Raw genomic sequence first — 13,217 nt, 5'->3', positions numbered from 1 at the left:
ATCCACACCAGGATGAACCCGGATACTCCCCCGACAAAATCATGATCGCGCCCAATATCGCCAGCCGTATCCACACTGGATTTGCCATCACCGTCGCCGTGCTGCTGGCCATCGGTGGCCTGGTCTGGATATGGGGAATATCACCCGCGCCGTTCTGGGCTGCCGCCACGGCGCTGATGTTGGCAGTGGCGACAGTGGAAAGTCTGCGCGCCCTGCTGCGCCACCGGGCCGGAGTGGATTTGCTTGCCCTGCTGACCATGGCCGGCGCAATCGCACTGGAGCAATATCTTGCCGGCGCGGTGATCGCCTTTATGTTTGCCAGCGGCCGCTCCCTTGAGGAGTACGCCAGCGGACGGGCGCGCCGGGAACTCTCCGCGCTGCTCGAACGCAGTCCCCGGGTGGCGCATCTCTGTGACGACTCCGGGGTAAAAGATGTGGCAACCGGCGCGGTCACTGTGGGGGATCGTCTGTTGGTCAAGCCTGGAGAAGCGGTACCCGTCGACGGCTTGCTTCTCTCCGGAGCGGCGCAATTGGACGAGTCCGTGGTGACCGGTGAATCCCAGCCGCGACAGTGCACTCGCGGTGAGCAGTTGTTGAGTGGCACGATTAACGCCGGCGGGCCACTGGAACTGCAGGCGCTGAAAACCGAAGCCGAAAGCACTTATGCCGGCATCGTGCAGATGGTCGAGGAGGCCCAGGCCGGTAAGGCGGCCTTTACCCGCCTGGCTGACCGCTACGCCCTGCTGTTTATTCCCGCCGCACTCACCGTCGCTGGAGTAGCCTGGCTGTATTCCGGAGATCCGGTCAGGGCACTGGCGGTATTGGTGGTGGCCACCCCCTGCCCCCTGATTCTGGCGGCACCGGTGGCGATGATCTCCGCCATCTCCCGCGCCGCCCGACGCGGTATTCTGATTAAAAATGGCGATGCGCTTGAACAGCTCGCGGATGTCGAAAACATGTTGTTCGACAAGACCGGGACATTGACGACCGGGCGAGCGCAGCTGGTATCGATCGAAACAAAACCACCTTTCCTGCCGGAAGAGTTATTGCGCCTGGCGGTGTCGCTGGATCAGGTATCCCAGCACAGCACCGCCCAGTCGCTAGTCATTGAAGCACAGCGCCGCAATCTCGAAACCAGCCTCCCGCAACAGGTGCAGGAAGAGCCCGGCGAGGGATTGCGCGGACAGGTCGAAGGACATGAGCTGGTCGTAGGCAGTTTGAACCTGGTATTGGAAGGCAAAGAACCCGACAGCTGGGCGCGCGACCGGCTGCAGCAGATGGCAATGCGCGGGCTGTCGGGTGTTTTCGTCGGCATCGACGGTCACCTCGCCGGCGTCCTGTTGCTTGCGGACCAGATCCGCCTGGAGACTCCGCGGGCTCTGCGCGAACTACATCGGGCTGGCATCCGCCGTACAGTGATGCTGAGCGGCGACCGGCAAGACGTCGCCGAAACCGTGGCGCTTTCGCTGGGATTCGATTCGGTACTGGCGGAGCGCTCACCGGCGGACAAGGTCGCCGCTGTCGAGACCGAATGCCGCCGTGCCAGCACCGCCATGGTCGGCGACGGTATCAACGATGCGCCGGCGCTGGCGGCTGCCGATGTGGGCATCGCCATGGGCGCCCGGGGCGCCAGCGCATCCGCCGAAGCGGCAGACGTGGTGCTGCTGGTAGATCGCCTCGACCGGCTGCCGGAGGGGCTACTGATCGCACGGCGCGGCCGACACATCGCCCTGCAGAGTGTGCTCGTCGGGATGGGGCTATCGGGGGTGGCAATGCTGTTCGCCGCCTTTGGATTCCTGCCGCCTGTCGCCGGGGCCCTTCTGCAGGAGGCGATCGATGTCGCGGTGATCCTCAACGCTTTGCGGGCGCTGCAACCTCTCCCGGAACACCTTGCAGGAAGTACGCTGCCAGCGGAAGTGGCCGATCAACTGCGCCGCCAGCACGACGAGTTACAACCTATCCTGGACCGAATAGAAGCAACTGCCCACGCACTGGACACCAGCTCACCGGCGGAAAGCCGCGACAAATTACGATCCCTCGCCATTCTGATTCGGGACCAACTGCTCCCGCACGAGCGCGAGGACGAAGAAAAGCTCTACCCGATGCTTGCCGACAAGATGCACGGCTTCGATCCGCTGGGGGCAATGAGTCATACGCATCGGGAGATCTTCCGACTGGCGCGGCGCTTCGAACAGTTGACGGCGGAACTGGTTGACGAAGGTCCGAATGAATTTCAGCGGCGGGAACTGCGCGGCCTTTTGTTGAGCCTGGTCGCCATAGTGCGCCTGCATTTCGCGCAAGAGGAGGAGCTCTACTTCACTTTGAGTGACACCCAATAGTGAGATCGCGCTCATCGGCGGAGAAGATAGACAACAACATAGCCACGGCTCACTCCTCTTCCACTGGCGGAACCGCGCTCTCCACGCTCAACAGGATCACTTCTATCTCCTCGGTGATCTGTTCCTGGCGCACCTGGTTGCTCTTGCGCCGCAGTGACTCCAGGTTGTCATCGAGGTAGTGAACCGCGCCCTCCAGATGGTGCAGGCGCCGATTGTTTTCCGCCATCAGGGAGAGCGTGAGGATTTCCTGCAGCGCGGCAAACAGGTACTGGTCGACCAGCTCCAGCAGGAATTCCGGCGGGGTCAGGTTCAGTTGCGGCGGGTAGCCGCCCGCGTGCTGGGGAGGATCGAGCGCGCCGAAAGGCGGCAGCAGCTCTCGCGTGACGACTTCCTCCTGTTCCATATCGTGGTGCAGCACGCTGAGCGCGATCGCGCCCTCCCGTTGCTGCAGCTCGCCGAGCACTTTTGTTAACCGGATGAGGACAGAGTCCATCTCGTCACCGACTGCGGCGCCATCCAGTCCGGTTAACAGTTGCGGGTGGCCCTCCAGTTTGGCGCACAACTTCTGGCCGCAGGCAACGATGCCCGCCGTTTCTCCGCCGGGTTCGCGCAGCTTTGGCTCCAGCGCGTGTACCAGGGCTTCATTGAAGTTGCCGCAAAAGCCGCGCTCCGAACCCAGTAGCAGGAATACGCGACGCCCCAACTGCGCCCGGGGTAGCACATCCGGGTAAGCAGCGAGAAAGTCCGCCGCCGCCTCTTCCATGGTCAGGACTGCCTGGCGCTGAATATCGACGAAGCGGGCCAGCCTGCGCGTCTCCATAAATGCCAGGGATTTCATCGACGAGACGATTTCCCGCGCCTCGCTGAGCTTCTGCCACTGGTGCTGCAGCGCGCGCCGACGGCTCACTGTGTTGTCCGCTCGGCGCTGGCAAGCCAGTCGCGCACCTGCGCGCTGCAGCGATCACGCCCGTCGTCCAGGCTGATTTCGCCGGCCTCGACCTGTCGTTGCAATTGCGCCAGCAGTCGCGGGACTTCATCCAGCTCCACCTCGTCCAGCAGCCCGTCGTTAAAAGCCAGCATCCACGCCAACTGGAACTCAATCGGCAGCGGCCTCAATCGCTCCTGTTTGAGAATTTCCCGCAGCACGCGACCGCGGCGAATGGCCCGCTCCATGCTGGCCTCCAGCCGGGCGCCGAAGCGGGTGAAAATCTCCAGCTCGAGAAACTGCAGGTAATCGAGTTTCATGCGCCCCGCTTCGCGCTTGATCGCCGGGTGTTGCGCACGTCCACCAATACGCGACACCGATTTGCCAATATCAATAGCCGGGCGAAATCCTGCGGCAAACAGCTCGCGATCGAGGTAGACCTGGCCGTCGGTAATGGAAATCAGGTTGGTGGGGATGTAGGCGGCAATCTCGCCCTGCTGAGTCTCGATAATCGGCAGCGCAGTCATACTGCCGCCGCCTTCCTGCGGGTTCAGGCAGGTGGCCCGCTCCAGCAAACGCGCGTGCACAGAAAAGATATCGCCCGGGTAGGCTTCGCGCCCCGGTGGGCGGCGCAGTAACAGCGAGAGTTCCCGGTAGGTTTTCGCGTGGGTGGAGAGATCGTCGTAGACTACCAGCGTATCCCGGCCTCGGCGCATCCAGTATTCGGCGATGCTGCAGCCGGCAAAGGGAGCCAGGTGTTGCAGCCCCGGCAGCGCGCTGGCCTCGGCGACCACCAGCACGGTGTAATCCAGCGCGCCGTAGTCGCGCAGTAAGCCGAGGACATCCACGACTGCCGAGCGCTTCTGCCCGATCAGCACGTAAATGCAGTACACATCCTGTCCGCGCTGGTTGACCACCGTGTCCAGCGCCAGTGAGCTGCGCCCCAGCCCCTCATCGCCAATCAACAGCTGGCGCTGTCCACGACCGATCGGGATCATGGTGTCCAGGACCTTGTTGCCGGTGTACAGCGGCTCATTGACAAAGTCGCGCTGGATAATCGCCGGCGCTGCGACTTCCAGCCGTCGCCAGGCGGTACTCTCAATCGGGGCGCCACCATCCAGCGGCTGGCCCAATGGATCGATTACCCGCCCCAATAATTCATCGCCCACACCGATACCCAGGGGCTTCGGCAACAGGCGCGCAACGGCACCGGCAGTGAGTTTTGCAGTTTCCGTCAACAGCACAGCGCCGACCAGGCCACCGGTAAGATCGAACACCAGCCCGCGGCTGCCATCGGCGAATTCGAGCAGGTCATCCATTGCCGCGCCGGGCAGTCCGTCGACCCAGGCGATGCCGTCGCCGACCGACACCAGCCGGCCGCGCTCGCGGATGCGCATCCGCGGGCGGTAGTGTTTCAGCCACTCGGCGCGACGCTGCAGTAAATCACTGTTCATACGTCAATCATTGGCAGATGTGCTCTCGAGCTGGCTGAAACCGTGCAGTTCATCGCGCACATTGGCGCCGAGCACCCAGGCACCGATCGCGATGCGCAGACCGGCAATCAGCTCCGGTGCCTCGACAAAATGGCAGTCCACCTGTCCCTCGAGTAGTTCCGCGAGCGCGCTGGCTATCTCATCGCGCTGGTGCGAGGGCAAGGGAAAAGCGCTCGCCACTTCCACCACCTGCGCATTTTTCTGCGCCGCTTCGCGCAGTTCATTCAGCTGTTCCGTCGATACCTTGCCGAGCGAATCGAGCAACAGTGCCAGCAGGCGCGATTCCAGATCCGGCCCGGCGCTCTGCTGCAACAGCCGCGCGGCAAATTCTCCGCCTTGCTCCACCGCCTGCTGTTCCAGCTGTCGCAGCTGTTCCCTGCGCTGGCGCTGCGCCACCACTTCCGCCCTCTGACGTTGCTGCTGCAGCGATTCCTGCAATTCGTCCTCCAGCCGGGCGCGCGTGTCCTTTATTTCCTTTTGCAGAACTTCGCGTGCCTGCTGGCGCTCGTTTTCCCAGCCCGCCTGGCGGCCCTCATATTGTTGCTGTAACTGCTGTGCGTCGCTCCGCATTTTTTCCGCTTCGGCCACGCGCGCTTCTATTTCCTGTTGTCGGCGTGCAATGACCTCTTGCAGCGGCTTGTAGAAAAAGCGCTTCAGTATCCATACCAGCACGAGAAAATTGAGGATTTCCAGCAGGAAGGTTGACCAGTTCAGTTCCATGCCCGCCCCCTGTACTTTATCCGCCGGGTTTTAACAGGTATTCCAGCAGAGGATTGCGGAACAGGATTATCAGCACAATCACCAGTACATAGATGGCCAGGGATTCGATCATCGCCAGCCCGATAAACAGCGTGCGCATGATCGAGCGCTCCGCTTCCGGCTGGCGTGCCAGCGCATCCAGCGCGCTGCTGATGGCCCGCCCCATGGCAAAGGCGGGCCCGAGCACGCCGATGCCGATCGCTAGTGCCGCGAAGACGGTAGAACCCAGGGTGAACCAAGTCATGTCATGCACGGGGATTCTCCTGCCGCTGTTCCTTCAGCTGCTGTGACTGGAGGCCGCCGGCGACGTAGATCAATGCCAGCATTCCAAAGATATAGGCCTGAACCAGCGCTTCGATTATATGTAGCATCAGAATCGGGATTGGCGCCAGAAAGCCGGCGACTAACAGCACCAGCAGTGCTGTCATTTCCAGGCTCATGATATTGCCGAACAGACGCACGGCCAGCGCAACAGTGCGGGTGACCTCGCTGATCAGGGTAAACGGCAGCAGTATCGGACTCGGGCTGAGATAGTGGCGCAGATACCGCTTAAGCCCCTGGTTGCGGATGCCGAACCAGTGCACGGACAAAAACACCAGTATTGCCAGGGCCGCGGTGGCGGAGAGATCCCGCGTGGGCGAATGTACGCCCGGAATCAATCCGCTCAGATTGGCCACCACCAGGAAGATCCACAGACTGCCGACAAACGGCAGCAACAGTTGTACGTGATCGGGTGCCACCGCGCGGATTGCATCCTCCATCGCCATTTCCACACCTTCCGCAACTGTCTGCACTCGGCCCGGCTGTCGTTGCAGGCGTCGCGACAGCAACCAGGACGCCAGCGCCAGAACGGCAATAATTGCCCAGGTTGTCACTACGGTACCGGTGATTTCCAGTGGTCCCAGACGGAACAAGACCGCGGCGACAATTTCGCTTTGGTTCACCAACTACTCCCTGATCAACAGATAGACATTGATGGCCCCTACCGCCACACCGACAAGAATCAGGCTCAAGGTCCAGCGGGTGGAATAACCGGCCACGAGGTCGTCGAGCCATTGCCCGAGATAGGCGCCACCCACAACCGGCAGCACGAATACCAGACCGAGCGTGCCGAGATAGATGGTCTGCGCGATCAGCGTCGGGCGCTCGCGCTCGGCCCGTTGCATACGCCTGGCCTGGCGCTCCACCTTTTTACGCAGCTGTTTACCCCTGTCGTTTCGCTCCATTAATCGAAGCCCCTGCCCGCCTCCCACAGTCGGCGCAGAATGGATTCCTCCAACCGCCGCAGACTCTCTTTTGTATCGTGGAGACTTTGCTCCTCCGCCATTAATTGCTGCTGCAACAATTCGGATATCCGTTCATAGTCGCGATCGATCAGGTAGTGACGCGTACAGATCTGCAGGCGATTGTCGAGAAAGTAGAGTAGTCCACCGGGCAGCGCCAGGTATTCCCACGCCTCCCCCTTGCGGCGAAAACGCGCCAGACCAAACAGCAGCGCGGTCATTGTGCGCGTGTGCCCCGCCAGTATGCCGAAACTGCCGGACGCATCTTCCCCGACGAAGGAACTGACGCCTTCTATGCGCTTTTGCTCAGTGGCTGAAAGAAGGAGCAGACTAAAGGTATTCACTTCTGCAGTTCCCGCATACTGCCGCGCATATAGCAGTCCTCTTCAGTCAGTTCGTCGAAATCGCCGCGCAAAAATGTCTCGCAGTCTTGCAGCGTATCCTCAAGTGGTACCGAGACGCCCGCGATGCCGGTATGGGACGCAGTAGCGGTGAATGGCTGGGTCAGGTAGCGCTGCAATTTGCGCGCGCGCATAACGATGCGACGATCTCTGGGCGACAGCTCTTCTATACCGAGCATGGCGATAATGTCTTCCAGTTCGCGGTATCGCGCCAAATGTTCACGCACGCCTTCCGCCACCGTATAGTGACGATCACCCAGGGTGTGCCTGTCCATCAATCGGCTGCTGGACAACAGCGGTTCCACCGCAGGGTAAATGCCCTTGCCCGCCTGCGCCCGCGACAGCACCACCGAAGAATCCAGATGGCTGAAGATGGCGCTCACCGCCGGGTCAGTCATATCGTCGGCCGGTACGTACACCGCCTGAACTGCGGTAACGGCGCCGGTGCGGGTCGACAGTATCCGCTCCTGCAGTTCGGCGACCTCGCTGATCAGCGTGGGCTGGTAACCGACCGTGGCTGGCATGCGCCCGAGCAGGCTGGAAATCTCACTGCCGGCCTGTACGAAGCGAAAAATGTTGTCCATTACGAACAGCACTTCTTTTTGCAGGGTGTCGCGCAGGTATTCCGCATAGGTCAGCGCCGAAAGGCCGATACGGAAGCGCACGCCGGGCGACTCGTCCATCTGCCCGAAGGCCATCAGTGTCTGCGGCATCACCCCCGCTTCGCGCATCTCGTGCCACAGCTCGTGGCCCTCGCGGATGCGCTCACCGACACCGGCAAAGACCGAGACGCCGCTGTGCAACGATGCGACAGCATGCATGAATTCCATCACCAGCACCGTCTTGCCGACACCGGCGCCGCCGAACAGTCCGGTTTTGCCGCCGCGCACAAAGGGGCACAGCAGGTCGATCACCTTGATGCCCGTCTGCAGAATGTCGCCGGTGCCCACCGCATCCCACAGGGCTGCAGGTGGCGCATGAATGTTGCGATACTCACGCGCGCTTAACGCTTCCCCGCCATCCAGGGGTTCACCGAAAATATTCAGCAGCCGGCCCAGGCAATCCGGGGTGACGGGGACATGTAATGGCGCACCGGTATCGAATACCTGCATGCCACGACGCAGGCCGGCGGTGCGATGCAGGGTAATGGCGCGCACGTGGCGCTGGTCGAGATGCTGGTGGACTTCAAACAGGTAACGCTCGTCATCGATGGAGGCCTTGAGGGCCTGGCGCAGTGGCGGCAGTGTCTCGCAGCGAATCACCACCACCGGACCGTGTACTTCGGCAATGGCACCGATCGGCGCGACTACGCCGGCCTCCGCTTCCATTCACACCGGCCCTGCCACTACAGCAGCACCTGCTCCAGCAGGTCCAGACAGCGGCAGGCGTAGCCATACTCGTTGTCATACCAGACCTGGACCTTGGCGAGGTTTCCCTGGGTCCGGGTGGAAAGGCCGTGCACGATGCCGGAGTGCGGGTTGCCGATGATGTCGGAGGAAACCAGCTCCTCTTCGCTGTAGTCCAGTATGCCGCTCAGTTCGCCCGCGGCAGCGGCCTTGAACACACGGTTGATTTCTTCAGCATTGCTGCCGGTCTTCAACTGCGCAGAGATATCGGTGAGGGAGCCGTCCGCCACTGGTACCCGCACCGCCAACGCACTCAGGCGGTCCTTTAGCTGGGGCAATATCGCGACCGTCGCGGCATCGGCACCCGTACCGGTGGGAATCATGTTGACCGCCGCAGCACGGCCGCGGATTTTCTTCCCTGCAGGCTGATCCACGACACTCTGGCTGGCCGTATAGGCGTGAATGGTGGTGACAAGGGCCTGCTCAATGCCAAAGTTGTCATCCAGGATTTTCAGTGCCGGCGCCAGGGAGTTGGTGGTGCAGGAGGCATTGGAAATAACGTGGTGGAGATCCGGCTCGAAATCGGTTTCGTTGACGCCCATCACCAGCATGATATCCGCGTCTGGCGACGGCGCACTGATCAATACCCGACGGGCACCGGCTTCGAGGTGCTTGGCTGCAGCGGCGCGCTTGGTAAAGTGCCCGCTGCACTCGATGACCACGTCGATGCCCTCATCGTCCCAGGGGAGCTTTTCCGGACTCATCTCGGAAGACAGGGAAAGCTCCAATTTGTCCAGGTGCAGTTTTCCCTTTTCGATGGAGACATCTCGCTCCAGCCTCCCGTGTACCGAATCGTACTTGAGCAGATAGAGCAGGTTTTCCGAGGACATGGGCTCGTTGGCTGCGACCAGGGTAAAGCGCTTGTAGTCTCCCTGGAGGTAGCGGCGCAACAGCAGTCTGCCGATACGACCGAGGCCATTGATGGCAACGCGTTTCATTGGATTTCACTTCAATGGAATGGATTCCTCTAGGATAGAAACACAGCGGTGGATTCACACGGCCAGGCCGGATAAACAAGTGCTTATAGCCGCCTGACTAGAATCGGCAGGACTGTGAAGGGATCCTGTCTCGCGGGATTAACACACTGCTGGCAGCGCAAGCCATTGAAACTAGGCGTCAAGCAGGCGCGCCTGGAGTACGAGAATCACGCAGGAAGTGATGGCTACGGAGCTCAAGAACAGCGGGATATGGGTATTCTCTTTAGCAGGCAATTCTGCACGGATAGCCATGACGATAATTGCACCGGTAATAAACTGCGTGGTTATCATCATTAGCCCATAAAGTTCATGGGTCAGCACTGCACCCAGCCAGCCCAGCAGCATAAAAAGGCAAAAGAGGCCCCGGAAATGGCGTACATAGTGTACTGGGTAATGGTGCCACAAGTGGTAGTCCAGGCCCATGATATGCAGGCCGAAAACTGCCGCCACCAATGACTGGCTCAACAGCCCTGAGGACTCCCAATCGCCAAGGAAAAATCCAACCTGTGCATTGTATAGCGCAAAGAAAGCAGCCAACACGACCGTCGCCCTGGACCATGCCGCGTCGCTACTTTCCTCGTCGCCTTGCAGATCCCTCTTGGCAAGCAGGAAAAAGATAATGAATCCAGCCAGCGCCGCCAGGTAGGCATGATTTTGTAGCGGGAATATAGAGCCGTATTCGGGTAGCAGCGTTAATTGTTGTATTTTCGCCAGCTTGGGCATCATTTCCAGAAACACATAGGCCAGCCCTGTCCCCGCAGAGACACTGAGAATCGCGGGCGGACTTTCCCGCTGGAAAATACGCCATCTGGGCAACGTAAAATTGATGCCGCAGAGCAGTAGTATCGTTAAAAGCGGAGCAAATAAATCCATCTTCAATTTACATCGGCCACCTTCAGTTCATTAGTAGCTTCCCGCATTTTGCATGGCGCAGGGGGCAATAGAGCTTTTCCCAATCTTGTGGCATTCATTGCCTCAGACTCCACCGGAATCCCGGTTGAGCTTGCGGCCACCGATGAAAAACTGGCCCCAATATATAGCGTCCAGTATCAATATACTGTCGGCTTGAGCTTAAGGCAGAATCCTCGTCAAACCTGACGCGGTATTTTTCTAACCGCGGAATATGTCGCCCTACTTATCCAGCGGGCGCTGACAAATCCCGCAAACCGCGAATGGTGGCCCACCGCGCGGCGTCGGAGTCCAAACACCACCGATGCCGTGTCGTGACAAGCGACTCCCCCCAATGTGACTACTGCGTGGCCGCGTGGTCGCCACTGGATTTGTTCACCCCGCAAACATGCTGTATAACCATACAGCTATTTATACGACAGGGGCGCTGCCCCGTTCTCACCGTCACGAAAGAAGCAAACGCGAGCGACACGCAGTACCCCATGGCCGAACCCGTTGAACTGCCACCGGATTACTACCTGAGCAATTTCCGCGCCCTGGTGGACTTTGTCCTGGATTGCTATGAACCCCTGCTCACGGACGAGGAGCGGCAGTTTTACGCCAGCTTCCACACACTGGACATCGACAGCCAGCGGTTGTACGTAAGGCTGCTGTCGCGCAAGGGTGTACCGTCGGCCGCCGGTGCCATGTTTCGCGCAAGCAAACTGGATTATGCGGAAATCACCGGCCTGCCAGAGGCGGCTGAACAGCTTGTCGACGCCGGCCTGCTGCGGCGCAACCCGGCGCTGCCGCTGGCGGAAATCCTGCCCCTGTTCAACAAGGCCGAATTGCAGGCCTGTAGCCCTACTCCTCTGCCGAAATCGCTGAAACGCCCGGCACTGGAACTGGCACTGCTGGAGCAATCCGCCGCTTCGGCAGAGCTCCTCGACGCTTTATTGGCGAATGAATCTCTGCTGGCGGTACAGGCCGCAGAGCACTTTGAGACTTTCAAGCTGTGCTTTTTTGGCAACCTGAATCAGGACCTGACCGACTACGTCTTGCGGGATCTGGGGCTCTACCGCTACGAAAGTTACCCGCTGGACCAGCAGCACCTGCCTTTCCAGAGTCGGACACAAATCGACCAGCACCTGCGCTATTACGACTGCCTGGCGCAACTGGACGAAGCACTGGACGCGGGGACTCAAGCCATACTCGCGCTGGCGGAACAGCTGCCCATGACCGCCCCGAACAGTGAGGATACCACTCTGCTGCGCCGCCTGGATCGCCTGCGCCTGACACTGGCCCGACAGCTGGAGCGGCTGGACGAGCTAGATGCGGCAGACCAGCTCTACCGGCGCTGCACCCGGCCACCGGCGCGGGAGCGCCGGGCGCGGATTGCCATCAAGCGCGGCGATATCGACCGGGGTCTGGCCCTGTGCCGGAAAATCCTCGCGGCACCCCACAATGAAGCGGAGCAGGTTTTCGCCGAGAGTTTTGGTTATCGGACCGCCAAAAAGGAAGGCTGCCTCGACGGCTGGCAACAGCCAGCGCGGCACCAGCCACCCACTGAGACAGTGACGTTGCCGCAGGCACCGGAGCGGGTGGAACTACTCGCTGCGGACTACCTGCAGCAGGCATCCCACGGGGCAGAGATAGCCCGTTGCTACTACGTGGAAAACTGCCTGTTTAATGGAGTTCTCGGTCTCTATATCTGGGACATCCTGTTCGCGCCGGTACCCGGGGCTTTTTTCAATCCGTTTCAGGTGGCGCCCAGCGACTTTCGCACATCCGACTTCTATCCGGCGCGGCGGGCAGTCTTTGAACAGCGCTTGGCTGAACTGGACAGCGAAAGTCTCGGAAAGCGGGTTTTACGGAATTTCCGCGAAAAATGGGGTATCGCCAATCCCCTGGTCGCCTGGGAGGCCCTGACAGGGGACCTGCTGGAACTGGCGCTCAAGCACATCCCCGCCGACCACTGGCGGCACCTGTTCCGCCGCCTGTTGAGCGATATCGCCAATCACTGCAGCGGCCTGCCGGACCTGATCCTGTTTACGCCGGACGGTGGCTACGAGCTGGTGGAAGTAAAGGGCCCCGGTGATCGCCTGCAGCAGAACCAGGTGCGCTGGCTCGCCTTTTTTGCCCGACACCAGATACCGCACCGGGTACTACACGTGGAGTGGCAACAGCCGTGAGTTCCGTGGAAGCCTCTCCCAGCCAACGGGAAAAGCCCCCTAGCAAGGCGACACCCGTTGACTGCGACACCGGGCCACTGCAATTGTCCGTGGGCGAACTGGTGGCATTTGCCTGTCGCAGCGGCGACCTGCACAGCGACAGACCCGCGGGCCCCACGGCCCAGGAGGGGATTCGCGCGCACCAGAAGCTGCAGAAGCAGCGCCCTGCCGGCAGCGAAGCCGAGTACCGGCTGGAGGCACACTGCCACTGCGAGGGGCAGGCGGTCATCCTCAGTGGCCGCGTCGATATCCTGCACCCGCGGAATGACCTGCACCGGCCGGTGCAACTGGACGAAATCAAAACGACTTATTGCCCTCCGGAAAAATTGCCGGAATCCGTGCGCCAGCTGCACTGGGCCCAGCTGAAAATCTACGGCTTCTGCTACCTGCTGCAGCGGCGGGCCGAATCCGGTATCACCGGCATTGATGACGATCGGGTTGCACTGCAGATGCTGTGGTACAACCTCAAGGAGCGGAAGTCCTACCCGGAGCTGCGTGAATTCCGCTGGGCGGAG

The 13,217-nt window shown here is 60.8% G+C and carries 12 protein-coding genes and 1 pseudogene; 3 read left to right on the top strand and 10 right to left on the bottom strand.

The window, feature by feature from the left end:
- The first annotated feature begins 41 nt into the window (after positions 1–41).
- The gene (locus IG168_RS09870; RefSeq protein ID WP_193164229.1) at positions 42–2,339 is read left to right on the top strand and encodes a heavy metal translocating P-type ATPase; all 2,298 of its coding nucleotides are present in this window, start codon (positions 42–44) and stop codon (positions 2,337–2,339) included.
- A 49-nt stretch (positions 2,340–2,388) separates the two neighbouring features.
- Here IG168_RS09870 and IG168_RS09865 read toward each other — a convergent pair whose 3' ends face one another.
- The 10 genes from IG168_RS09865 to IG168_RS09820 all read right to left on the bottom strand — a co-directional run bounded on the left by IG168_RS09865 (position 2,389) and on the right by IG168_RS09820 (position 10,462).
- Positions 2,389–3,246 carry a F0F1 ATP synthase subunit gamma gene (locus tag IG168_RS09865; protein WP_193164228.1) on the bottom strand — a complete coding sequence of 286 codons (858 nt, stop codon included), beginning with the start codon at positions 3,244–3,246 and terminating at the stop codon, positions 2,389–2,391.
- Entirely contained in the window at positions 3,243–4,718 is a 1,476-nt protein-coding gene (locus IG168_RS09860) for a F0F1 ATP synthase subunit alpha (RefSeq protein ID WP_193164227.1), read from the bottom strand. The genes IG168_RS09865 and IG168_RS09860 overlap by 4 nt, the downstream gene beginning before the upstream one ends.
- A 3-nt stretch (positions 4,719–4,721) precedes the next feature.
- Complete coding sequence (locus IG168_RS09855) at positions 4,722–5,477, bottom strand: F0F1 ATP synthase subunit delta (RefSeq protein ID WP_193164226.1); 756 nt, start codon at positions 5,475–5,477, stop codon at positions 4,722–4,724.
- Between the two features lie 16 nt (positions 5,478–5,493).
- The gene (gene atpE, locus IG168_RS09850) at positions 5,494–5,760 is read right to left on the bottom strand and encodes an ATP synthase F0 subunit C (RefSeq protein WP_226876802.1); all 267 of its coding nucleotides are present in this window, start codon (positions 5,758–5,760) and stop codon (positions 5,494–5,496) included.
- 1 nt (position 5,761) lies between these two features.
- Complete coding sequence (locus IG168_RS09845) at positions 5,762–6,460, bottom strand: F0F1 ATP synthase subunit A (protein ID WP_193164224.1); 699 nt, start codon at positions 6,458–6,460, stop codon at positions 5,762–5,764.
- A gap of 3 nt (positions 6,461–6,463) precedes the next feature.
- On the bottom strand, positions 6,464–6,742 hold the full coding sequence (locus tag IG168_RS09840) for an AtpZ/AtpI family protein (protein WP_193164223.1): 279 nt from the start codon (positions 6,740–6,742) through the stop codon (positions 6,464–6,466).
- Positions 6,742–7,143 (bottom strand): F0F1 ATP synthase subunit epsilon, encoded by a 402-nt coding sequence (locus IG168_RS09835; protein WP_193164222.1) that lies wholly within the window; start codon positions 7,141–7,143, stop codon positions 6,742–6,744. Before IG168_RS09835 ends, IG168_RS09840 begins: the two co-directional genes overlap by 1 nt.
- Positions 7,140–8,528, bottom strand: a complete 1,389-nt coding sequence (atpD, locus tag IG168_RS09830) for a F0F1 ATP synthase subunit beta (protein ID WP_193164221.1) — start codon at positions 8,526–8,528, stop codon at positions 7,140–7,142. The genes IG168_RS09835 and atpD overlap by 4 nt, the downstream gene beginning before the upstream one ends.
- Before the next feature lie 17 nt (positions 8,529–8,545).
- Positions 8,546–9,544, bottom strand: a complete 999-nt coding sequence (gene gap, locus IG168_RS09825) for a type I glyceraldehyde-3-phosphate dehydrogenase (RefSeq protein WP_193164220.1) — start codon at positions 9,542–9,544, stop codon at positions 8,546–8,548.
- Between the two features lie 171 nt (positions 9,545–9,715).
- Positions 9,716–10,462 carry a hypothetical protein gene (locus tag IG168_RS09820; RefSeq protein ID WP_193164219.1) on the bottom strand — a complete coding sequence of 249 codons (747 nt, stop codon included), beginning with the start codon at positions 10,460–10,462 and terminating at the stop codon, positions 9,716–9,718.
- A gap of 512 nt (positions 10,463–10,974) precedes the next feature.
- Between IG168_RS09820 and IG168_RS09815 the strand changes: the two genes are divergently transcribed.
- A complete protein-coding gene (locus IG168_RS09815; protein ID WP_193164218.1) occupies positions 10,975–12,663 on the top strand; it encodes a VRR-NUC domain-containing protein in 1,689 nt (562 codons plus the stop codon).
- Positions 12,660–13,217 (top strand): annotated as a pseudogene (locus IG168_RS09810) (PD-(D/E)XK nuclease family protein); the annotation flags it as partial. The gene IG168_RS09815 and the pseudogene IG168_RS09810, both read left to right, overlap by 4 nt.

Origin of the sequence: Microbulbifer hainanensis (genome assembly GCF_014904735.1) — a bacterium.
In the GTDB taxonomy this organism is placed as follows: domain Bacteria; phylum Pseudomonadota; class Gammaproteobacteria; order Pseudomonadales; family Cellvibrionaceae; genus Microbulbifer; species Microbulbifer hainanensis.
The sequence above is the reverse complement of the archived record's forward strand: the minus strand, read 5'-3'. Positions and strand labels throughout refer to the sequence as shown.